Source organism: Novosphingobium taihuense (assembly GCF_007830315.1).
GTDB classification, from domain to species: Bacteria; Pseudomonadota; Alphaproteobacteria; order Sphingomonadales; family Sphingomonadaceae; genus Novosphingobium; species Novosphingobium taihuense.
Genome location: NZ_VLKJ01000001.1, coordinates 546,883 through 568,885 on the forward strand (window position 1 = coordinate 546,883; position 22,003 = coordinate 568,885).

Genomic DNA, 22,003 nt, shown 5'->3' on the forward strand with positions numbered 1-22,003 from the left:
TTCAACCCGCAGGCCGCTCCACCGGCACGACGTTGTACTTCCGCACCTCGTCCTGACTCAGGCAGTAGCGGGTCGAAGGGTTCTCCTTCGTCGCCACGGCCTGCTGTTTGTACATGACCTCGGTCAGTAGCTTGCGGCTGATGCCCATGCGGATGAGGAAGTCGTTGTCCTCGCTCGCCAGCAAGGCGCTTGCCTGCTCGATCTCGCCGATGAGGCGCGTCGTCTCCTCGGTGCCTTCGTCAACCGAAATCTCGATGACGTCGCGGTCGCCGGTGTGGGTGAACATGTGGACCATGAACATCCCGCCGGGTTCCACGAAACGCCGGTCGCCGCCCATGAACACGAAGTTGCACGCAGAAAAGCAGGTCCAGCCCGCAGGAATGCGCGTGACCATGCCGGGGTAAGAGCGAATCACTTTCCCCGCGCGATTGCCCGCCTCGGCGTCGCCCCCGCGCGATCTGAGCCAGATTTCCTCGATCCGCTCGTCAGCATCGATCGCCGCCTTCAACCGCTCGGGCAGGCGCGAATCGATGATACCGTCGGCGATCAGCACCCGCTTGCCGCCCTTGTCGGCAGGAGTAAGCGTCATCGCCTTCGCCACACCCCAATCAGGCTTTTCTGGACATGTCGGATTCTTGGCATCCACGACCATGGGCTTCGTTGCCCCGGTTGCAAAAAGCAGCGCCAGAACCGGCAATAGTCTCCGCATCACGCCGCCAGTGCGTAGCGCGCAGAGCCCGGCGCACGGCACATGCGCTTGTTGGCGGTGGTCTCCTCGCCATTGACGATGATCACGTCTGTCACCGTGATGCACTGGCGACCCACCGCGCCGTTCGACGCTACTTCGTCATTGCGCCCGGTGATCGTCGAAGTGCCCGAAACGTTCTCGCGCGTGTTCGAAGTCCATGACGAGCTGCTGCCCACTTCCTCGCCCCGCGTTGCCTCGACCGTCGCCTCGGCTGCCTGCTTCTGCTCCTCTGGGTCCAGGCGGCAGGCGATGGCGTTGGTCAGGGTGTCGGCCACTTCGGCCGAGGGGAAGTAACTGCCGAATCCCGTCGAACTGGCGGCGCGACCCACACTTTGTCCGATCAGCCCGCCGAGAATCGACGAGCCTGCGCTCTTGCTCTTGCCCTTGGGGCAACCGCCCGAACTCTTCTGCGCCGACGAGGTGTTGCGCGGGATCGAGGGAATGCTGAAGCCCCCGAACTGCGCCGCAGCTTGCCCCGCAAGCAGGGCAGAAGCTGTCGCGACAGCAGTTATCCGGATCGAGACGGCAATGAGGGACTGCGGCACGCGCATGCTGGATGTTCCATCGCTATGACAAGATGTGCGGCCCTTAGTTGACCCAAGGCTAGCAAGGCTGTGATCTTCGTCAATCAGGGCGCGACGAAGCGGTTACCCCTCCCGCAGGACCGGAACGAAAAAGGCCACCCGAAGGCGGCCTTTTCAGGTGGATGGTGGAGCCTAGCGGGATCGAACCGCTGACCTCCTGCATGCCATGCAGGCGCTCTCCCAGCTGAGCTAAGGCCCCATTTTCCATCAAGTCTGCCGCTGGAGGCAGACCGTTCCGGCGGGTGTCTCTCGCCGGGAGCCGCGCCTTTAAGAGAGGCTTTCGGCACTGGCAAGAGCAATTTTCGAGCCACCGGATTTTTTTGGGGAGCCGATCACCCGACCGGCTCCTCAAAGGCTCACACCTCGTCGTCGTCACCTTCGTGACCGGCAACGCCGAGATCGTCGTCCCCGCCGAGGTCGACGTCGTTGTCAGGCGAATCGCCGTCCTCGTCGATGTCGAGATCCTCGTCGGCCAGATCGACGTCAGGCACGACATCTACCTTGTCCTTCTGGATTTCCTCATAGGGAATCGGCTGCTTCGACTTCAGCACCGGATCCGGGTGGAAAGAATACTTGCACTCGACGCAGGTGACCGGGTCACTCTTGCCCAGATCGTAGAAGCGGGTGCCGCACTTCGGACAGCTGTGCTTGGTGCCCCATTCCGGCTTGACCATGAAACTTCCTCAAGACTGGCCCGGCGCGAAGGATTTTGCCCGGGCGGAGAAACTGCACGCTTGATGGGTCCGCGCCCTCGCGGAATCAAGAGAGCGCGCGCCTTGCCATAGGCGCGCCCTGCTGTCAAAAGCCGCGCGCTTTATCCGCCTCCCCGATCCGAAAGAGTTTCCCGTGTCCTCACACGACCTCGCCCAGATGCGTCCCCGCCGCTTCACCGCCAATGGCCCGTTGAAGGGCCGCATCCGCGTTCCGGGTGACAAGTCGATCAGCCACCGTTCGATCATGCTCGGCGCGCTGGCCGTGGGCGAGACGCGGGTGACCGGCCTGCTCGAAGGCGAGGACGTGCTCTCCACTGCCGCTGCCATGCGCGCGATGGGTGCGACGATCACCCGCGACGACAGCGGCATGTGGCACGTCCACGGCGTCGGCGTCGGCGGACTGCTCCAGCCGCAGCAGGCGCTCGACATGGGCAACTCCGGTACCTCCACGCGCCTGCTCATGGGCCTCGTCGCCAGCCACCCGATCACCGCCACGTTCGTTGGCGATGCCTCGCTGTCCAAGCGCCCGATGGGCCGCGTGATTGATCCGCTCTCGACTATGGGCGCGGAGTTCACTGCCAGCCCCGGCGGCCGCCTCCCTCTCACGCTGCGTGGGCTGTCGCCCGCCGTGCCGATCGAATACCGCCTGCCCGTCGCCTCAGCCCAGGTGAAGAGCGCGGTCCTGCTCGCCGGCCTCAACACCCCCGGCGTGACCACGGTGATCGAACCGATCCCCACCCGCGACCACTCCGAACGCATGCTTCGCGGCTTTGGTGCAGAGCTGACCGTAGACGTGGCCGCCGATGGCGCGCGCATCATCAAGGTGCGCGGCGAGGCTGAACTCAAGCCGCAAGACATCGTCGTCCCCGGCGATCCCTCCTCCGCCGCGTTCTTCGTCGTCGCCGCACTGCTCGTCGAAGGCTCGGACCTTGTGGTCGAGAACGTCGGCCTCAACCCCACCCGCGCCGCCTTGTTCGATGTGCTGCGCCTGATGGGCGGCTCGATCGAGGAGCTTGACCGCCGCGACGTTGGTGGCGAGCCGGTGGCGGACCTGCGCGTGCGCCATTCGCTGCTCACCGGCATCGATGTCGATCCTGCCGTCGTGCCGAGCATGGTCGACGAATTCCCCATCCTCTTCGTCGCCGCCGCGCTCGCCAAAGGCCGCACCGTAACGACCGGTCTCGAAGAACTGCGCGTCAAGGAGAGCGACCGCATCAGCGCCATGCGCGCCGCGCTCGAACTCGCAGGCGCAACCGTGACCGAGACCGAGGACGGTTTGATCATCGACGGCACCGGCGGCGATCCGCTCCCCGGCACCGCCGAGGGCACGAGCGTCGTCACCCACCTCGATCACCGCATTGCCATGTCGCTGGCCATTGCCGGCATCGCCAGCAAGCGCGGCGTCGAAGTGGACGACACCCGCCCCATCGCCACCAGCTTCCCGGTGTTCGAAAGCCTGCTGGAAAGCGCGCGCGCTTGATCAGTCACACCCTGGCCAACGCAATCGGGTTCTGCGGCACCGCCTGCATCATCTTCGCCTATGCCTACACCACCAAGCTCGACCGCCCGAACCCCTTCATCCAGCACGGTGTAAACCTGCTCGGCGCTGCGTTGCTGACGGTCTCGCTGCTGGTCAATATGAACCCCGCATCGTTCGTGCTGGAGTTCTTCTGGGCGGCAATTGCGATATGGGGACTGGTCAAGGCCTTGCGCAACCGGAGTAACGCCAAGTGATCATCGCCGTCGACGGACCGACCGCTTCGGGCAAGGGCACCATCGCCAGGGCGCTCGCCGCGCACTTCGGCCTGCCCCACCTCGATACCGGCATGCTCTATCGCGCGGTCGGGCGGCAGGTGTTCCTGAGCGGCGGCAACCCGGATGACGCAGCTCAAGCCGAAGCCGCCTGCGCCTTCCCCGAAATATTGCTCGAAGATCCTGAGCTGCGCAGCGAGGAAACCGGCGGCTATGCCAGCCGCGTCTCGGTCCACCCCGCCGTCCGCGCCGCCCTGCTCGCCCGCCAGCAGGCCTTCGCCAACCAGCCCGGCGGCGCGGTGCTGGATGGCCGCGACATCGCCACCGTCATCGCCCCCCACGCCGACGCAAAACTCTTCGTCACCGCCAGCGTCACCGCCCGCGCCATGCGCCGCTGGGTGGAGATGAAGCAGCTCGGCAAGGACGTCGAACGCACCGAAATCGAAGCCGACCTCGAAGCCCGCGACGAACGCGACCGCAACCGCGCCGAAGCCCCGCTGCGTCAGGCCGAGGGCGCAGCGCTGCTGGATACGTCTAACCTGACCAAGGAAATGGCAGTGGCGACGGCAATTGCGCTGGTGGAGAAGCAGGTGGCCGCGAAGGCCTAGGCAGCCGCCGCCCGCGTCTTCAGATCGGCCTCATCGACTACGGCGTGGAACACGCAGGTCTCGCCAACGCCTTTCAGCGTCATCATCATCGGCGGGCCGAACGCGCCACGATCATTGGCCCGCAGCCATGTGCTTTCCGAAATCGCTATGCCGTTAGTGGCTGCCGTGCCCTCAAGCCGCGCTGCGATGTTCACCGTGTCGCCCCAGTAGTCATAGGCCATGCGGGTCGCACCGATCACGCCGCCAACCACTGGCCCCGAGTGGATTCCGGCGCGCAGGCCAACATCATCCACGCCGGCCACACGCTTTAGTTCCTCGACACCGGAAAGCACGGCCCGCGCAAAGCCGATGGCCGCGTCGGCGCTGTTGCCGCTCGGCACGTTGCCGCCCGCAATCGCGAGGTAGGCGTCACCGACCGTCTTGACCTTCTCCACCCCGAACTCGCGCGCGCAGGCATCTGCATGGTTGAAGAAGCTGTTGAGCAGTTCGACCAGATGGCCCGGCGAAACCCGCTTGGTCAGCTTCGAGAAGCCCACCATGTCGATGAAGATTACACTGGCATCGGCATAGGCGTCCGCCACCATCTGTCCCGTGCGGATGCGTTCCACCGCCGTCTGCGGCAGCATGTTGAGCACAAGCTCCTCGTTGCGCGCGCGTTCGGCATCCAGTGAATCCGCCAGCATGAAGGCCGCACGGCTCGTCCTGCCCACCGCCAGATTTATCGCCGCCATGACCAGCGCACCGCTGAGATAGCTGAGCAGGGCATAGGCGACTGCAGCATCAACGACTTGTTCCGGGATGACCTGCCCGAGCCAGCCAAACAAGTCGCAACCCAGCCACGCCAGGAACAGGCGCGGTCGTCCGGCAAGGGTGACTGCCGCGAAGGCGGAGATCGCCAGTCTGTTGACCACGCCTACGGCGTGAAGATTGCTGTGAATGTGCAGAAGGTGATCGAACAGCACGAAGTTGATCCGAGCTACGATCAGGGAAATGATCAGCAACGCGGCAAAATCGACCATCGGATGGCGGACATAGTCCTTCCAGAACGTGGCGCCGATGTAGGCCCCGGTACACAGCAACCCGATGCCGAGCCAGAATGCCAGACGCGCATTTTCAACAGGATCGAGGTAGATCGGATTGACCACAGAATAGGCCAGCATGACCGTCATGAAGAGCACGGCGTAGAGCCGCACGAACGGCGTGCGCAACGTGCGCGCCGTCTCGTTGTAGCGCGCCTCGGTCGCCTTGTCGGCAAATGTGCTGAACACCCCCGGTTGCTCCATGGCGGATCTCCTTGAAGGATCACACTACCAGCCGATGTTTAACAGGTTCTGCCTGCCGTATCCTGCTCTATCGAAGCGCCCATTTTCCTTGCTTTTCTCAGGCCATGAGCCTAAGCGCCGCCCGTCCGCGCAGGTCTTTGCCTGAGCGGGTGCCTTCGGCAGCATTCGGCTCCGGGGGCGGTTCGGCCCTTTTTGGCCCACGGCCCGCATGGGGCGGTACGTGGAGGAAAGACCGGCGGAAACAACCGCCTGGCCGGGATACTTGTTACAGGAAGCTTTGAATATGGCTACCAACCCGTCGCGCGACGATTTCGCCGCGCTGCTTGACGAATCGCTTGGCGGAGCCGCCAACGGTGGCTTCGAAGGCCGCGTCGTCAAGGGCACCATCACCGCCATCGAAAACGACAAGGCCGTCATCGACGTAGGCCTGAAGAGCGAGGGCCGCGTTGCCCTGCGCGAATTCGCCTCGCCCGGCCAGCCGCACGGCCTCAAGGTCGGCGACGAAGTCGAAGTCTATGTCGACCGCGTCGAGAACGCTGACGGCGAAGCCATGCTTTCGCGCGACCGCGCCCGCCGCGAAGCTGCGTGGGACAAGCTCGAAAACGAATTCGGCGAAGGCAAGCGCGTTGAAGGCGTGATCTTCGGCCGCGTGAAGGGCGGCTTCACCGTCGACCTCGACGGCGCCGTTGCCTTCCTCCCCGGCTCGCAGGTAGACATCCGCCCGGTCCGCGACGTGACCCCGCTGATGGACATGCCGCAGCCGTTCCAGATCCTCAAGATGGACCGCCGCCGCGGCAACATCGTCGTCTCGCGCCGTGCAGTGCTGGAAGAAACCCGCGCCGAACAGCGCTCGGGCCTGATCCAGAACCTCAAGGAAGGCCAGATCATCGACGGCGTCGTCAAGAACATCACCGATTACGGTGCGTTCGTGGACCTCGGCGGCATCGACGGCCTGCTCCATGTCACCGACATGAGCTACAAGCGCGTGAACCACCCGTCGGAAGTCATCGCCATCGGCGATACCGTCAAGGTGCAGATCATCCGCATCAACCAGGATACCCAGCGCATCAGCCTCGGCATGAAGCAGCTTGAAAGCGATCCGTGGGATGGCGTTGCCGCCAAGTACCCGGTTGGCGCCAAGCTCTCGGGCACCGTCACCAACATCACCGAATACGGTGCGTTCGTGGAACTGGAAGCAGGCATCGAAGGCCTCGTCCACGTTTCCGAAATGTCCTGGACCAAGAAGAACGTCCACCCCGGCAAGATCGTCTCGACCTCGCAGGAAGTCGACGTGCTGGTTCTGGAAGTCGACAGCGACAAGCGCCGCATCAGCCTTGGCCTCAAGCAGGCCCAGCAGAACCCATGGGAAGCTTTCGCCGAAAAGCACCCGGTCGGTTCGACCGTCGAAGGCGAAGTCAAGAACGCGACCGAATTCGGTCTGTTCATCGGCCTCGATGGCGACGTGGACGGCATGGTCCACATGTCGGACATCGCTTGGGGCATCTCGGGCGAAGACGCGCTGGCACTGCACCGCAAGGGCGAGCAGGTCTCGGCAGTGGTTCTCGACGTCGATGTCGACAAGGAGCGCATCAGCCTTGGCATGAAGCAGCTTGAAAAGGGTGCTCCGGCCGCTGGTGGCGTTTCGGCAAGCTCGTCGGGCTCGCTGCGTCGCGGCGAAGTCGTCACTGTCACCATCCTCGAAGTTCGCGATGGCGGCCTCGAAGTGCAGGCTGGCGAAGACGGCGCAACCGGCTTCATCAAGCGCTCGGATCTGGGCCGCGACCGTGACGAACAGCGTCCGGACCGCTTCCAGGTCGGCCAGAAGCTCGATGCCATGGTCACCGGCTTCGATCGTTCCAAGAAGCCGAACTTCTCGGTCAAGGCCCGCCAACTGGCCGAAGAGAAGGAAGCCGTGGAACAGTACGGCTCGTCGGATGCCGGCGCTTCGCTGGGCGACATCCTCGGCGCCGCTCTGAAGGCGAAGCAGTAAGCTTCACCGCCTTCAAGGCACTGAAAAGCGCACTGTATAAGCGGGGCCCGTCCGGAGAAATCCGGGCGGGCTTTTGCTTTGTCCGACGTGCGGCGCTAAGCTGACATCATGACGCTACAGATCCACCAGTTCCCCTGCCTGTCCGACAACTACGGCTTCCTCGTCCACGATCCAGCCAGCGGCGAGACCGCCTGCATCGACACGCCTGATGGCGCTGCCTACCTGCGCGAGGCAGAAGCCAAGGGCTGGCGCATAACCCAGATCTGGAACACCCACTGGCACCCCGACCATGCAGGCGGCAACGAAGCCATCAAGGCCGCCACCGGCTGCACGGTAATCGCGCCCGAGGATGACGCCGGGAAGATCGCCGCCGTGGATCGCACCGTGGCGCAGGGCGATACAGTGCAGCTTGGAAGTTTCAATGCCACGGTCATCGACGTCGGCGGCCACACCATGGGCCACTGCGCCTATCACATGGCCCAAGCTTCGGTCGCTTTCGTCGGCGATGCGCTGTTCCCGCTGGGCTGCGGCCGCATGTTCGAGGGCACGCCGCCGCAGTTCTGGGCCAGCCTCGCGCGCCTGAAAGTGCTCCCGCCCGAGACGACGCTTTACAGCGCCCACGAATACACCCAGTCCAACGCCCGCTTTGCCATCTTCGCCGATCCCGACAACGAAGCGCTTGCCGGCTATGCCCAGGGCGTCGACGAAAAGCGCGAGCGCGGCGAATGGACCGTGCCGACCACGCTTGCCGCCGAACTCGCCGCCAACCCCTTCCTCCGCGCCGACGACGCTGACATGGCGGCGCGCTGGGGCGGATCTTCCCCGGAAGAGACATTTGCCGCCCTGCGCGCGGCCAAGGACACTTTCCGCTAGCGCCGATCCTGCTAAAGCGTGAGTTGACTTGGGGGAACGCATGGCCGGCGACAGGAAAATCATTCGCGTAACGTCGTTCGACGTGGCCGAAGCGGCGGGCGTCAGCCAGTCGACGGTAAGCCGTGCCCTTGCCGGTGACACCTCAATCAGCGAACCCACCCGCCAGCGCGTGATAGAGGCCGCACGCCGCCTGAACTATCAGGTGGACGAGAACGCCGCCCGCCTGCGCCGTGGTCGCACCGGCACGCTCGCCGTGGTGATGATCTGCCGCGAGGCGCAGGACCGCAAGGACATCAACCCGTTCTACTTCTCGCTGCTCGGCTCCACCTGCGCCGCCGCCTCGGCCAAGGGCTACGAGACGCTGGTCTCGTTCCAGGATGCACCGGAAAACTTCTGGGGCCACTTCCAGGATCGCCGCAAGGCCGATGGCATGATCGTCATCGGCACCACCACTAACACCAAGGCGTGGGACTACTTCCGCGACCTGCCCGAAGGCAGCCATTGGACCTGCTGGGGCTCGCCCGACAACGACATGCCTTGGGTGCGCAGCGACAACCTCTCGGGCGCGACGCTCGCCACCCGCCACCTGTTGGTGCGCGGATACAAGCAGATCGTCTGCATCGGCTCTGCCACATCGCCCCAGCGCCAGTTCCAGGAACGCTACGAAGGCTATGCCGAAGCCATGCGCTCGGCAGGGCTCGAGCCGCGCCTGCAGCAGGTCGAAAGCGGCCTGGCCCGCGAAGAACAAGGCCGCCGCGCCGCCATCGCCCTTTCGGAAAGCGGCGAACCGTTCGACGCGATCTTCGCCGTCTGCGATGAAATGGCATTGGGCGCGCTCAAGGAACTGACGGCGCGCGGCTACGCGATCCCCGACCAGATCGGCATCATCGGCTTTGACGGCATCCGCGCAGGTGCCTGGTCCACCCCGCCCCTCACCTCGATCGAGCCCGACTTCCAGATGGCCGGAACCCTGATGGTCGAGCAGCTGCTGGCCAAGATCAATGGCACCGAAGGTTCAGGGCGACGCGTGCCGGTGAGATTGGTGATCCGCGGTTCGACGCGGGCATGACGTGGGACCGGCAAGCCTCCAAAGACGCATTGACGCGCGCCTGCATCATCGTGACTTTGCTTGCTCTACCGCTGCTGGGCGCCTTGCTCTTCGCGTTTAATCCAAATCACTGATTGCTGTCGCTCAAGATCAAAAACAAAGACCCCTCCCGGAAACCGGAAGGGGCCTTGTGTTCGGTAAGAACTGAAGCGCGGTTAGCGGCTCAGTTCACCAGCCCGGCGATGGCACCATCGACCAGCGCCTTGTCGGCCCCGGCAGAGTGGTTCTTCGCGATCAGACCGCGCGCGGCGGCAGTAGCAGCCTCAGCGGCCTTGGCGCGAAGATCGTCAACCGCGGCGCGTTCGGCGGCAGCGATCTTGTCCGATGCCATCTTTTCGCGACGGACGATCGTGGTGGCTGCGTCAGCCTCGGCCTTGGCGATGATCGCCGCAGCTTCGGTCTTGGCGTGTTCGACCATCGACGCCGCGTCCTTTTCGGCGTTGGCGATCTTGGCCGCGTATTCGGCGCGCAGCTTTTCGGCTTCGGCGCGCAGCACCTTGGCTTCGTTGAGCTGCTTGCGGATCGCGTCGATCTGCTTGTCGAGACCGCCGACAATCGCGCCCGGAACCTTCTTCGACACGAGGATCGCGAGGAAGATGGCCATCGAGAGCGCAACCCATGCACCCGGCCCGAGGCCCAGTGCCGAAGGTTCGACGTGATGTTCGCCGCCAGCAGCTTCGTGCTCGACGATTGCAGTCGTCTCTACAGCGTTAGCCATTTGCGAGAACTCCCTTCACGGCAGCGCGCGCTTCGTCGGCAGGGATCGACAGGCCGGCGATCCGGCTTGCGATGTCCTGCGCGGCTTCGGCGGCAACGCCTTCCACTTCACCCAGCGCAGCAGCGCGGGCAGCGGCAATGCGGGCTTCGGCAGCAGTCACGGTCTCGTCAATGCGAGCCGCAGCCACGGCGAGGCTGGCTTCGGTTGCCTTGGCGGCATCGGCCTTGGCGGCGGCAATGACTGCCTGGGCGGCAGCACGCTGCTGGTTCGCCTGGACGCGCCATGCCTCTTCCTCGGCATCGGCGGCGGCCCGTGCGGCTTCGGCAGCGGCAAGGTCGTCGGCGATCTGCTTGTCGCGGCCGTCCATCGTGGAGACGACCTTGGGCAGCATGCCCCGGCCGATCACGAAGAAGACAATGCCGAAGAACACCAGCAGCCAGAAGACCTGGCTGGAATAGGTGGTGGCAAGCTGTTCAATCTGAGGCATCGCGGGTGTCCGGGCGTCAGGCGGCCGGGGCGAACCCCGGCCAGCATTTCAACAATCAGTGAGCTTCGCTTGCCTTAGGCAACGAAGATCAGGATCATCGCGACGACGAACGACAGCAGGCCCAGAAGTTCGGCGGCGGCGAAGCCGATGAACAGGCGGCCCTGCTGGCCGTCAGCGGCGCCGGGGTTGCGCAGCGCGCCTTCGAGGAACTTGGCAAACACGTTGCCCACGCCGAGCGAGGCGAGACCGGCGCCAACAGCGGCGAGACCAGCACCGAGCAGCTTTGCGCTTTCTGCGTCCATGTCAAAAACTCCTTTTTCTCAAAACCGTATGGGAAATTGTTGCGGATATCAGTGAAGGTTCTCGGCGTCGTTCAGATAGACGCAGGTGAGCAGGGCAAAGACGTAAGCCTGGATGCCTGCCACCAGAAGTTCCAGCGCACAGATGCCGATCATCAGCACGAAGCTGGGAACAGCGGCGAGGAAGAACGTCCCCACCCCGGCGTTGGTGCCGGAGATGACGAAGCCCGAGAGCACTTCGAGCAGCACGTGCCCGGCCATCATCGCCACGAAGAGACGCAGGCCAAGGCTGAACGGACGCACCATGAACGAGATCAGCTCGATCGGGAAAATGATCGGGATCATCGGAACGGGCGTGCCGTGCGGCACGAAAAGGGAGAAGAAGTGCAGGCCGTGCTTGGCAAAGCCGACGCCGAGCACGATCGCAAAGCTCATCACGGCAAGCACGCCGGTGACGGTGAAGTGGCTCGTAGCGGTGAACGGGTGGACGCCAACCAGCGCCAGCGGCAGCAGGCCGAGCATGTTGGCAAACAGGATGAAGCCGAACAGCGAGAACACGTAAGGCAGGTACTTGCGGCCCGCCTTGCCGATGTTCGCCTGAAGCAGGTTGTCGACGAAGCCGGTCAGCCCCTCGACCGCCATCTGCCAGCGGCCCGGAACCAGTTCGCGCTTGGCGCCACCGGCCACGAACACAAGCAGGACCACCGTGGTGATCGCCATCCACAGCGACGAGTTGGTGAACGCGATGTTGTAACCACCAATAGACCAGTGATCGGTCCCGAAAAGGGTCTCGATCGTGAACTGGTGAACCGGATCGACCTTGCCTTCGGCCACGCGCAAAACCCCGTATCACTCGAATACAACAACAGCGCCCTATTCGGGGCGCCGGCTCGAAATTCGGATGATGTTCCGGAATGCCACGACGACCCCCATGAACAACATCACCAGCAACCCTCCAGGGGACGTACCGGCAAACTGGTCGATGACCCAGCCGATGAACGCGCCGCCTGCGAGACCCCCGATCAGTTCCGCCAGCACGCGGTTGCCCATGCGGTAATTCGCATCGGTTTCCCCGCCTGCCTTTGGCCGGTTGCGCTCTTCTTCCCGCTCTCGAAGGGCTTTCAGCCGCTTGTCGAGCGCGTCGATCCGCGCATCCTCGCCGATGGGCTCCATCTCGGACGGATCGTCATTCATGCCTTTTCCCCTGTCATTCCTACCGGCCGAAGCCAGTTGCCCGACAAAAAGTGCAGCACAAACGACGGATGACCGCCGAGGGCGCCGCCCCCTTAGGCGGGGGGTATTCTTGAGTCAACCGTCACGAACCGTGTCTGGTCCAAGGTATCATCGCAAAAGCGAACGCCCTTCCCCGCAGTTGCGAGAAAGGGCGGAATTGCGTTGGCGATTCGTATGCGAAACGAGAGTTCAGGGGCAGCGCGAATCCCGCAGCGGAGGACCGTTGCCACGGGTCTGCCACGAGCCATCGGGCGCCTGATACTTTTCGCCGGGCTTGGTCTGGGCAATCAGCAGGCAGCCCGAAGTCAGCGCATATTCCTCGACCGTTGCCTTGTTGGCCTGAGCCTTCTCGGCATAGACGGCCTTGCGCTTGATATTGATGTCCTCGACCACGGCGCGCAGGGTCGGCGCGGGCGGCGTGACATAGCCCAGGTAGCCGTCCATCTTCTCGCCTACCTGGCCCGAGGCGCGGGCTGCGGCATAGGCGGGGTCGCGGTTCTGCGCAGATGCGGGCACGGCAATCGTGCCGAGCATGAGGCCCGTAGCAGCCAGCGCGGCAAGGCTCTTGCGCATTGAAACCATGGTCATGTGTCCATCCTCAAACCATTACCGGACATCAGAAAATGTCCGGGTTGCTTTCGATCGTGTTGTTGGCGTCCTGCGCCAGCCGATACACGACCTCCTGCTTGATGTTGATGTTGAGCTCGATGACGATCGGCTTGTCCGGCGCCTTCACCGAAATGCAGCCCCCCGTCGCCAGTCCCAAGACCAACGGCGCCGCCAGCAGAAGACGTCGCCCGAATTGTGATCCGCTTTTCCTCATCCGAAAGATCGTCGCAGGGTTCGCGGATCGGGTCAATTCTATGCTCCTCATGGCAGGTTTCCGCTTTCTGCAGGCTGAATGCCTTGTTGCGCTCCGGGCAGCACGATCACCGGCGCCCCACCGGGGCGCACGCCATTGGCCGAGCGATAGAGTGGCCGACCCTGCGCATCGACGAGGCCCAAGGTCCTGGGATCCTTGACGAACGCCGGGTCGTACATCGCCTTGAACGAGGTGATGAGCTGGTAGAACGGCGCGCGGATGTTGACGTTGAACTGGATCGGCAGGTTGGCGACCTGCTTGGTGATGAAGTTCCGTTTCGTGCCAGCACCTTGCTTGACCCCGCCGAACTTGACGTTGGTAACGATCTCGCCCTCGAGATCGCCACGCATCGCGATGGTCATCGTCTTGTAATCCAGCGATTTCAGCGCATCGAACGCGAAGTTGGCCATCGCCCCCATGTTCTCGTAGGTCAGCGCACCGACGTAGGACACGTTTCCGCCCGGCGCGCGCGAAACGAGCGTGCCCTCCTCGATCCGGCCGCCGTTGGCGTCGAAAATCAGTGGGAACTGTCCGTCGAAAGTGCCTGTTGCGGCAAGATTTCCCAGTTCCATCTTCTCGATGAACTTGGCCGCGTCGATGCCGATGACGGTCAGCGTGTAGCGGCGGGCTTCAGCAAGGCCGAGACGCAAGTCGGTGGGTTCAAGGACGAGGGTTCCGCCCAGGAAGGGCCAGCGCGCATCGTGCAGTCTAAGCACCTGATCCGGCAGCAGACTTATGTCGACAACGCCCTCGGTCACTTCGATGCCGGGGTTGATCGAGGCGACGGTGAGCTTCTGGTGCGGGGCGGTGACCATGCCGAGCAGGTCGGTGAACTGGAGGCTCCCTTTCAGACCCTTCACGGGACCGAAAGCCGCTGCAAGATCAAGACCTTGCGTGCCGAACGTGCCAGTGCTCGTGACCCCGCGCGCGTTCCAGTCGATCGCTCCGTTTCCGGTGACCTTGCCATTGACGTTGGCGACGACACCCAGCGCAAGCCGGGTCAGCTGAGCGGGCTGGAAACCCTTGTCGAACAAGAGGTTGTCAACGACGAGATCGGCGTGGCCGGTGCTGGTGGCGAGATCGTGGCGGATGGCGACGGCGGCAACTTCACGCGAGGTCTTCGCTTCGCGCAACAACGCATTGGCGGTTATGCGATTGTCCGCCAGCGTCAGCGTCGCTCCACTGGAATGCAGTTTCTCGAACCGGGCAGGGTCAAGCCGGTCGGTCAGATCGAACTCGGTGCCGGAAAGTACAAGCTTTCCATCGACATAGCGCCACTCACCCGAGGCATTCGAGATGTCCAGCGGGACCTGGGCGAGCTTGGCTCCAACTCCCCCATAACTCCCCCCCAACTCTCCCCCAACTCTCGCATCCAGATTGGCAACTGTCAGGAGCGTGGCGGTAGCAGGAGGTCCCAGTGCGACTTCGACCGAGGATGCTTTCAGCACTCCCGGCCAGGCAAATCCAACAGGCCCGCTGCGGACCGCCATCTGCGTCTCGCCAAGCTTGCCGGTGAGGTCGAGCGAGGGGGTGCCCGCCGCGACCTGCAGCCCTCTTGCTCCGTTGCGAACGATTGCGCTGCCGCCCGGCGGGCAGAACTGGAGCGCGTTGCCGTCCACCGCCATCTGGCCGAGCGTCAACCGGTCGAACCGCGCAGTCACGCAGCGTTTCCACAACGCAAGCTCGCCCCGCGCGCCGTATGCGCCGTTGACGGGGAGCACGAGGTTCTGGACCGAACCACCGGGAATCACTCCGGAAACCTGCGTAATGCCGGAAAAGCCGAGCGAGCCGTCGCGAACTTGTGCGATCATCATTTCCGGAATTGCCAGCGATCCACCGCCTGCGCGCCACGGTGCCATGGTCAGCCGGAACAACGCCTGCCCTGCCCGCCCGCGTTCCATTCGCCCGACGATTCGCGGGATTCCAGCGCCTCCGGTGGCGAAGTTGCCGGCGAGTAGTGGTGGGCCGTCCGCGCTGGCGGTGGCCATCTGGAATTTCGACACGGTGAGCAGCGCCTGTCCGCTGCCGCCAACCAGTTGCGCCTGCGGAATCACCGCAGACATCGCGTCCCCGTTGCGGCGCAGCGCGATCTCGCCAGCGAGGCGGCTGCCGCGCTCCTCGCGCTTGAGGCTGGCGCGAAGCTGGGCGAGCATAGGGGCGAGGAGCGTTCCCGCCGCACTGCGCTCGCCCGAGGCAAGGGCCGTGTCGAGCGCGGTTCCCTGCCGCAGGCCCTGCCCGTCGATCGTGCCGCGGAACTCGGCCTTGCGGAACGATTCGCGCGTCCGGACCGATCCTTCGAGGCCAAGCAGGCCAAAGCGCACGCCGCCGCTGCTGACGCTGCCTGCATTGGCATCGACCCTGCCGGTAAGCGCGCCGTCGCGGTAGGCAAGACGGGTGTCGAGCGCCAATGTCTCTGCAGCAAGGCCGGGGGCAGCGAACTTTTCAGCGCGCACCGTGGCGCTGCTGGCGAGACCGGCGAAGGCCTTGTCGGCACGCGCGGATAGATCGGCCACCAGCGCGCCGCTGCCCACGCCATTGCTGCAGGTCAGGCGATCGAGCCGCAGCGGGCCGGTCAGCGAGGGTCGCTCATCCTGCACCGCGATGCGGCCGAAGAAGCGGGTGCCTTCGATCTTGCAGCCGCCATTCTCCAAACGGGGAGCGACGGCAGCGAGCGTTCCGGCAAAGCCGTTCTGCAGGGCACCCTTGCCGTCGAGCGACAGGCCGATCTTGCCCGAATCAGTCAGGATCAATCCGCGACCGTCTTGGACCTGCAGGTTCAACTTGGGCAGCGTGAACGGCGCGTTGTCGGTCTTCGGCGCGTAGATCACCTTGTCGAGCGCGCCGAAGCTCAGCTTTCCGTTACGGTATTGCCCGTAAATCCTTGGCGCGACGAGACGGATGGAGCCTACATACGGCACGCCAAAGCCATAGCGGATGCCTACTTCGACGCGTTCGACCGTCAGATCCGGGCGGCGTGGATAGCCGATCAGGACGTTGCGCAGAACCTGCGTGCCAGGACCGATGCTGTCGATCTCATAGGTGGCAGGAACGCCATAACCCTCGAGCTGGCCGACGATGATGCGGTCTGCGATGGAATTGCGCGAAAGCCAGAGGCCACCGAGGCCCAGCACGGCAATGGCGAGTGCCGACACGCCCACGCGCCTCATTCGGCGGCGGGGCGTAGGCGCCGGTTCCCTGCCCGATTCCGGGTCAGGTTCCGCCATTTCGAAACTATCTGCCATCTGCCCCCTTCTTGCGCATACCCATGGCTTGGGCAATGCACGGCGTAGAACGCGTTAGCGCCGAAGTGGTGCCCGCAAGGGACAGATGGCCGACCAAACCCGACTCTTTCCTGAACAGGATCAGCCTTCCGGAAAAACCGCCGCAAATTTCGACGGTGGCGACCCGAGCGGCCACCGGGCGCGATTGCGCAGGCGCCTGATGGCGGGCGGTGACGATGCGCTCGCCGATCACGAGGTGATCGAATACCTGCTGATGGTCGCACGGCCGCGGATCGATACCAAGCCGATCGCACGTTCGCTGATCCAGCGTTTCGGCAGCCTTGCGGGCGTGCTGAACGCCGATCCGCAGGCGCTGGCCATGCACCCCAACATGGGCGAGACCAGCGCTGCGGCACTGCGGATCGTGGCACTGTCGGCACGCAGACTGGCGAAGACCGTGGTGCGCGAGCAGCCGGTGCTGTCAAACTGGCAGGCGTTGCTCGATTACCTGCACATCGACATGGCGCATCTCAATGTCGAACGCGTGCGGGTGCTCTACCTCAACACCCAGAACATGCTGATTCTCGATCATCTGGTGGGTGACGGCACGCTTGACGAAAGCCCGATCTATACCCGCGAGGTGGTCAAGAAAGGACTGGACGTGGGCGCGGCGGCAATGATCCTTGTCCACAACCATCCCTCGGGCAGCCCGAAGCCGAGCCGTGCGGACATTCAGGTCACGCAGAAGATCACCGAGGCCGCGCGCCTGATGGGCATGAGCGTGCACGACCACATCGTGATCGGGCGCGAGGGCTATACCTCGCTGAAGTCGCAAGGGTTGATCTGAAGGGCAATCCTCTCGTGCTGGTGTCAGATTGCCTTTTCGCCAGCCTTGCCGACGGATTCTATGTCGCGGCCGATCCCTTGCACAGTGTTGCATGCGGCAAGGGCAAGCGAGAGGCCGAGCGTGGCGAGGACCAGAACCTTGCGAACCATGTGCATTCTCCTTGGCGTTCGATGCGCGCGAAATATCTTGGCCAAAGGGGATGTGCAATCGGAAGACCGGGCACAGGCTTGCGACATGCGAGACGGTTGCCACGCCGAGCAGCCTTCGCCATCGTGATGCAGGGGCTCAAGTCATCGGACAGCTGTTGCAACAAAGGCGGGAAATCGAGGGTCTGCGCGCGCTTGCGGTGATTCCCGTGGTGCTGTTCCATGCCCGCATTCCCGGATTTGGCCCCGGATTTGGCGGCGGATTTGCCGGGGTGGACGTGTTCTTCGTGATCAGCGGCTATCTGATCACCGCGACGATCCTCGAAAATCTTGCCGCCGGGCAATTCTCCCTTGTGGCGTTCTACGAGCGTCGCGCACGACGCATTCTCCCGGCGCTGCTGGCGGTCCTGATCGCGAGCGGCGTGCTCGCCTGGGCAGTGCTGATCCCGGAGGACTTTCGCAAGTTCTCGCAAGGGCTGGCAAGCAGCGGGGTGTTCGCCTCCAACCTGCTGTTCGCGCAGAAAACCGGATACTTCGACGACGACGAGGGCTTCCGACCGCTGCTTCATACCTGGAGCCTGTCGGTAGAGGAGCAGTTCTATATCCTGTTTCCCGCGCTGATCATCGTGCTGTGGAGGTTCGGGCGCGGGCGGATGCCCCTGATCCTTGCGGGGCTTGGCGTGCTGTCTCTGGGCCTGTGCCTTGCGCTGGCACCATCGCGACAGGAATGGGCGTTCTACCTGCTGCCGACGAGAGCTTGGGAGCTTCTTGCGGGGGCTGCTTGTGCCGCTCTGCCGGCGACGACCCGGCAGCGACCTGCGCTGGCGCTTTCAGGGCTCAGCCTGATTTTCGGCGGGTTCATTCTGGCCGATGCTGCGACGGCGCCCGACTGGCGGCTGACTCTGCCGGTGGTCGGCGCGGCGCTGGTGGTGCGCCACGCGTCGCCGTCAGACCCTGCCGGACGACTGCTGGGCGCTGGGCCGCTCGTTGCCATTGGGGGTGCGTCTTACGGGATCTATCTCTGGCACAATCCGCTGCTGGCGTTCCTCGGCTATGTCTGGTGGGGCACCCCGCCTCTCCTGCTGACCGGACTTGCCATTGCGCTGTCCTTCCTGCTCGGGTTCGCCTCGCTCCATCTGGTAGAGCGGCCCATCCGCGCAAGGCGGTGGTTGGGATCGCGGCAATCGCTGGCATGGTTCTGTGGTGGCGGGCTGGTGCTGGCGCTTGCAGCCGGTCTTGCGGGACACTTGGAGCGCCTGCTGCCTGCAAGCGCGGCGAGACGCAATGCGCTGCTTGCCTATCCGGCCGCCCTGCCCGAGCCTGCGACGAGCATTCCGGCTTCCGGCCAGCCCGTTCGCTACCTGCTCTATGGCGACAGCCATGCGCGGCAATACTTCACGGCGCTGAACCAGCGCGCGGCCCATGGCGCGATGCTGACCGACGCCGGGTGCTTCGCGCTTCCGGGCGTGACCAACTATGCCGGGGCAACCCTTGCAGCCACAGAATGCATGACGCAGCCTGATGCGCTTGTCCGCCTGGTGCGCGAGCGCGGCATCGGGACGGTCATTCTGGCGCATCGGTGGGACAGGATCCTGTTCGAGCAGGACAGCTTTCGACGGATCGGTCAGGCCTCGACAAGGGGGCGAGCGGCTCTCGAGGCAGGGCTGGACCGGCTGCGGGCGACGTTGCCCGAGGGTACGCGAATCGTGCTGGTCGGCAATGTCCCGACCGCAGCGCCAGCAGGTGTGGCAATGGCGGGCGGATACTTGCGCTGCCTTGCCTATATAAACGCGACGTGCCCTGCCGCCTTCCCGGCAGAACTGGCCGAGGGACACCGGATCAACCCGGTTCTGGCCGACTACGCCGCGCGGCATCAAGGCGTTTCGTTCTTCGATCCGGCTACGGTGCTGTGCGCAGGCGATCGGTGCGACGTGGTGCGCGATGGCCATGCGCTCTATGTCGATGACACGCACCTGACCCGGCGTTCGGCAGACGCGGTGGTCGCGCGAATGGTGCAGGCAACGGGCCGGTTTTGACTCGCGACAAGGCACGTGCCCCTTGCCTTTGCCGCCCCTGCGCCCTAGCGGCGCGGCAAAGCTGCAGCACCAAGAATTTGCACGGAGTCGAACATGGTCCCCCGTTATGCCCGCCCCGCCATGACCGCGATCTGGGAGCCGGAAGCGCGCTATCGCATCTGGTTCGAAATCGAGGCGCATGCGACCGAGAAGCTGGGCGAGCTGGGCGTGGTGCCACCTTCGGGCGCAAAGGCGCTGTGGGACTGGTGGGCAACCAACCCGACCATCGACGTTGCCGCGATCGACGCTATCGAAGCTGTGACGAAGCACGACGTGATCGCCTTCCTCGACTGGGTGGCGCAGCAGGTCGGCCCTGAAGCGCGCTTCATGCACCAGGGCATGACCAGCTCGGACGTGCTCGACACCACGCTCAGCGTGCAGCTGGCGCGCGCATCTGATCTTCTGTTGGCAGACCTTGATGCGCTGCTCGAAGCGATCAAGCGCCGCGCCTTCGAACACAAGTACACGCCGACCATCGGCCGCAGCCACGGCATCCATGCCGAACCGACTACCTTCGGCAAGAAGCTTGCCGAGGCCTATGCCGAGTTCACCCGCTGCCGCGCGCGCCTTGTTGCTGCACGCGCAGAAGTGGCGACGTGCGCAATTTCGGGCGCGGTGGGCACCTTTGCCAACATCGATCCCTCGGTCGAGGAATACGTGGCCGAGAAGCTGGGCCTTGAGGTCGAGCCGGTCTCGACCCAGGTGATCCCGCGTGATCGGCATGCGATGTTCTTTGCCACGCTTGGCGTGATCGCATCGTCGATCGAGCGCCTTGCCGTGGAGATCCGCCACCTGCAGCGCACCGAAGTGCTCGAGGCCGAGGAATACTTCTCGCCCGGCCAGAAGGGCTCGTCGGCAATGCCGCACAAGCGCAACCCGGTGCTGACAGAGAACCTGACCGGCCTGGCCCGCATGGTCCGCTCGGCAGTGACGCCTGCGCTGGAGAACGTGGCGCTGTGGCACGAGCGCGACATCTCGCACTCTTCGGTCGAGCGCTTCATCGGTCCGGACGCGACGATCACGCTGGACTTCGCGCTCGCTCGCCTCACCTCGGTGGTCGACAAGCTCGTCATCTACCCTGAGCGGATGCAGAAGAACCTCGACAAGATGGGCGGCCTTGTCCACTCGCAGCGCGTGCTGCTGGCATTGACGCAGGCGGGCCTCGAGCGCGATGCCTCGTACCGTCTGGTGCAGCGCAACGCGATGAAGGTGTGGGAATCGGACGGACAGCTTTCGCTGATGGAACTGCTCAAGGCCGATCCGGAAGTGGCTGCGGTGCTGAGCGCGGAGCAGATCGAGGAGAAGTTCAACCTCGACTATCACTTCAAGGCCATCGACACGATCTTCGCGCGGGTATTCGGCGAAGTCTGATCCTCCCTTCACATAAGCGCTTGCGGCGGGACTCGCCAAGAGCCGTGACCTGTCCTAACCATGTGATCAACGGACGGGTCACGGAGCGAAAGGCATGAGGATGCTGCGCACGATATTCTGGATAGCGGTGGTGGCCATTCTGGCCGCGTTCACCGCTGCCAACTGGCAACCTGTCGAAGTGCGGATCTGGGAAGGCCTGCTGCTGGAAACCCGGCTGCCGGTGCTGGTGATCATGGCCTTCCTGCTCGGCCTGGTGCCGACATGGCTGCTCTACCGCGCGACCCGCTGGCGCCTTACCCGCCGGATCGCGAGCCTTGAAACGTCATTGGGCGCCAAGGCCGCGCCGTCGCTTTCCTCAACCAATCTGGAAGCCGCGCAAGGCTCCGACACACGCATGAGCGAGACCCCGTGAGCAACCCGATCTACCTTGCCCTCGACCTGCCCCGGCTCGATGCCGCCATCGCGCTAGCCCAGAAGGTCAAGGGCCACGTTGGCGGGTTGAAGCTGGGGCTCGAGTTCTTCTGCGCGCATGGTCACCACGGCGTGCATGAAGTGGCCAAGGTGGGTCTGCCGATCTTCCTCGACCTGAAACTGCACGACATCCCGAACACGGTGGCGGGTGCTATGCAGTCAATCCACGTGCTGGAACCGGCGATCGTGACGATCCATGCCGGTGGCGGACGCGCGATGATGGAAGACGCCAAGGCGGCGGCCGGCGAGCATACCAAGGTCGTCGCCGTGACCGTGCTTACCAGCCTCGACGATGGAGACATGGCATCGATGGGCGTGGGCGGCTCGGCCTATGATCAGGCGCTGCGCCTAGCCGATCTGGCACAGGAAGCCGGGCTCGATGGCATCGTCTGTTCGGGGCACGAGGTGGCTGCGATCCACAAGCGCTGGAAGAAGGGCTACTTCGTTGTGCCCGGCCTTCGCCCCGCCGATGGCACGCTGGGCGACCAGAAGCGCGCCGTCACCCCGCGCGCCGCGCGCGATGCAGGCGCCAGCGTGCTGGTGATCGGCCGTCCGATCAGCCGCGCCGAGGACCCGGTCGCCGCCGCCCGCGCAATCGAAGCCACGCTCTGACA

At 64.4% G+C, this 22,003-nt stretch carries 24 protein-coding genes and 1 tRNA gene; 11 read left to right on the forward strand and 14 right to left on the reverse strand.

Translation table 11 applies throughout. The features are described from left to right. Position 1: 1 nt before the first annotated feature. From IQ25_RS02505 to IQ25_RS02520, 4 genes are all read right to left on the reverse strand, one after another. Entirely contained in the window at positions 2-589 is a 588-nt protein-coding gene (locus IQ25_RS02505) for a COG3904 family protein (protein ID WP_246415392.1), read from the reverse strand. Between the two features lie 119 nt (positions 590-708). Then, positions 709-1,299 (reverse strand): hypothetical protein, encoded by a 591-nt coding sequence (locus IQ25_RS02510; RefSeq protein WP_246415391.1) that lies wholly within the window; start codon positions 1,297-1,299, stop codon positions 709-711. Positions 1,300-1,455: 156 nt separating this feature from the next. After that, a tRNA-Ala gene (locus tag IQ25_RS02515) sits at positions 1,456-1,531 on the reverse strand. 157 nt (positions 1,532-1,688) lie between these two features. Continuing rightward, positions 1,689-2,006, reverse strand: a complete 318-nt coding sequence (locus IQ25_RS02520) for an FYDLN acid domain-containing protein (RefSeq protein WP_144901896.1) — start codon at positions 2,004-2,006, stop codon at positions 1,689-1,691. A gap of 196 nt (positions 2,007-2,202) precedes the next feature. On the opposite strand from IQ25_RS02520, the gene aroA reads away from it, so the two are divergent. Genes aroA through IQ25_RS02535 form a run of 3 tightly spaced genes read left to right on the forward strand, consistent with a single transcriptional unit; the run spans position 2,203 to position 4,405 of the window. Beyond that, on the forward strand, positions 2,203-3,525 hold the full coding sequence (gene aroA / locus IQ25_RS02525; protein WP_144903109.1) for a 3-phosphoshikimate 1-carboxyvinyltransferase: 1,323 nt from the start codon (positions 2,203-2,205) through the stop codon (positions 3,523-3,525). Then, positions 3,525-3,779: a CBU_0592 family membrane protein gene (locus tag IQ25_RS02530; protein WP_144903112.1), complete on the forward strand. Its 255-nt coding sequence runs from the start codon at positions 3,525-3,527 to the stop codon at positions 3,777-3,779. Before aroA ends, IQ25_RS02530 begins: the two co-directional genes overlap by 1 nt. Beyond that, positions 3,776-4,405, forward strand: a complete 630-nt coding sequence (locus tag IQ25_RS02535; RefSeq protein WP_144901898.1) for a (d)CMP kinase — start codon at positions 3,776-3,778, stop codon at positions 4,403-4,405. The genes IQ25_RS02530 and IQ25_RS02535 overlap by 4 nt, the downstream gene beginning before the upstream one ends. Here IQ25_RS02535 and IQ25_RS02540 read toward each other — a convergent pair. Continuing rightward, positions 4,402-5,688 (reverse strand): adenylate/guanylate cyclase domain-containing protein, encoded by a 1,287-nt coding sequence (locus IQ25_RS02540; RefSeq protein WP_144901901.1) that lies wholly within the window; start codon positions 5,686-5,688, stop codon positions 4,402-4,404. The genes IQ25_RS02535 and IQ25_RS02540 overlap by 4 nt on opposite strands. A 283-nt stretch (positions 5,689-5,971) precedes the next feature. Here IQ25_RS02540 and rpsA point away from each other — a divergent pair, with 283 nt between their 5' ends. From rpsA to IQ25_RS02555, 3 genes are all read left to right on the forward strand, one after another. After that, entirely contained in the window at positions 5,972-7,678 is a 1,707-nt protein-coding gene (gene rpsA, locus IQ25_RS02545; RefSeq protein WP_144901903.1) for a 30S ribosomal protein S1, read from the forward strand. Positions 7,679-7,786: 108 nt separating this feature from the next. Then, complete coding sequence (gloB, locus tag IQ25_RS02550; RefSeq protein WP_144901905.1) at positions 7,787-8,551, forward strand: hydroxyacylglutathione hydrolase; 765 nt, start codon at positions 7,787-7,789, stop codon at positions 8,549-8,551. A 40-nt stretch (positions 8,552-8,591) separates the two neighbouring features. Next, positions 8,592-9,620 carry a LacI family DNA-binding transcriptional regulator gene (locus tag IQ25_RS02555; protein ID WP_181447157.1) on the forward strand — a complete coding sequence of 343 codons (1,029 nt, stop codon included), beginning with the start codon at positions 8,592-8,594 and terminating at the stop codon, positions 9,618-9,620. A 202-nt stretch (positions 9,621-9,822) separates the two neighbouring features. Here the strand turns inward: IQ25_RS02555 and IQ25_RS02560 are convergent, their stop codons facing one another. The 8 genes from IQ25_RS02560 to IQ25_RS02595 form a co-directional block, all read right to left on the reverse strand. Beyond that, entirely contained in the window at positions 9,823-10,377 is a 555-nt protein-coding gene (locus IQ25_RS02560; protein WP_144901907.1) for a F0F1 ATP synthase subunit B family protein, read from the reverse strand. Further along, entirely contained in the window at positions 10,370-10,864 is a 495-nt protein-coding gene (locus tag IQ25_RS02565; RefSeq protein ID WP_144901909.1) for a F0F1 ATP synthase subunit B family protein, read from the reverse strand. Before IQ25_RS02565 ends, IQ25_RS02560 begins: the two co-directional genes overlap by 8 nt. A gap of 74 nt (positions 10,865-10,938) precedes the next feature. Then, positions 10,939-11,166 carry a F0F1 ATP synthase subunit C gene (locus IQ25_RS02570; protein ID WP_011444975.1) on the reverse strand — a complete coding sequence of 76 codons (228 nt, stop codon included), beginning with the start codon at positions 11,164-11,166 and terminating at the stop codon, positions 10,939-10,941. A 48-nt stretch (positions 11,167-11,214) separates the two neighbouring features. After that, the gene (locus tag IQ25_RS02575) at positions 11,215-11,997 is read right to left on the reverse strand and encodes a F0F1 ATP synthase subunit A (RefSeq protein WP_144901911.1); all 783 of its coding nucleotides are present in this window, start codon (positions 11,995-11,997) and stop codon (positions 11,215-11,217) included. A 39-nt stretch (positions 11,998-12,036) separates the two neighbouring features. Then, the gene (locus IQ25_RS02580; protein ID WP_144901913.1) at positions 12,037-12,357 is read right to left on the reverse strand and encodes an AtpZ/AtpI family protein; all 321 of its coding nucleotides are present in this window, start codon (positions 12,355-12,357) and stop codon (positions 12,037-12,039) included. Between the two features lie 228 nt (positions 12,358-12,585). Beyond that, positions 12,586-12,978 carry a YdbL family protein gene (locus IQ25_RS02585; protein WP_181447179.1) on the reverse strand — a complete coding sequence of 131 codons (393 nt, stop codon included), beginning with the start codon at positions 12,976-12,978 and terminating at the stop codon, positions 12,586-12,588. 34 nt (positions 12,979-13,012) lie between these two features. Next, a complete protein-coding gene (locus IQ25_RS02590) occupies positions 13,013-13,255 on the reverse strand; it encodes a YnbE family lipoprotein (RefSeq protein ID WP_246415390.1) in 243 nt (80 codons plus the stop codon). A gap of 11 nt (positions 13,256-13,266) precedes the next feature. Next, positions 13,267-16,410, reverse strand: coding sequence for a YdbH domain-containing protein (locus IQ25_RS02595; protein WP_144901917.1), 3,144 nt, complete (start codon positions 16,408-16,410; stop codon positions 13,267-13,269). A 175-nt stretch (positions 16,411-16,585) separates the two neighbouring features. On the opposite strand from IQ25_RS02595, the gene radC reads away from it, so the two are divergent. Further along, the gene (gene radC, locus IQ25_RS02600; protein WP_144901919.1) at positions 16,586-17,326 is read left to right on the forward strand and encodes a RadC family protein; all 741 of its coding nucleotides are present in this window, start codon (positions 16,586-16,588) and stop codon (positions 17,324-17,326) included. A gap of 23 nt (positions 17,327-17,349) precedes the next feature. On the opposite strand, the gene IQ25_RS02605 is transcribed toward radC, so the two are convergent. Further along, positions 17,350-17,475: an entericidin A/B family lipoprotein gene (locus tag IQ25_RS02605; protein ID WP_144901921.1), complete on the reverse strand. Its 126-nt coding sequence runs from the start codon at positions 17,473-17,475 to the stop codon at positions 17,350-17,352. Positions 17,476-17,630: 155 nt separating this feature from the next. Here IQ25_RS02605 and IQ25_RS02610 point away from each other — a divergent pair, with 155 nt between their 5' ends. From IQ25_RS02610 to pyrF, 4 genes are all read left to right on the forward strand, one after another. Then, on the forward strand, positions 17,631-19,508 hold the full coding sequence (locus IQ25_RS02610) for an acyltransferase family protein (RefSeq protein WP_158637653.1): 1,878 nt from the start codon (positions 17,631-17,633) through the stop codon (positions 19,506-19,508). A gap of 93 nt (positions 19,509-19,601) precedes the next feature. After that, positions 19,602-20,918 carry an adenylosuccinate lyase gene (purB, locus tag IQ25_RS02615; protein ID WP_144901925.1) on the forward strand — a complete coding sequence of 439 codons (1,317 nt, stop codon included), beginning with the start codon at positions 19,602-19,604 and terminating at the stop codon, positions 20,916-20,918. Positions 20,919-21,012: 94 nt separating this feature from the next. After that, a complete protein-coding gene (locus IQ25_RS02620; protein WP_144901927.1) occupies positions 21,013-21,330 on the forward strand; it encodes a lipopolysaccharide assembly protein LapA domain-containing protein in 318 nt (105 codons plus the stop codon). Then, entirely contained in the window at positions 21,327-22,001 is a 675-nt protein-coding gene (gene pyrF / locus IQ25_RS02625) for an orotidine-5'-phosphate decarboxylase (protein ID WP_144901929.1), read from the forward strand. The genes IQ25_RS02620 and pyrF overlap by 4 nt, the downstream gene beginning before the upstream one ends. Positions 22,002-22,003 lie beyond the last annotated feature (2 nt).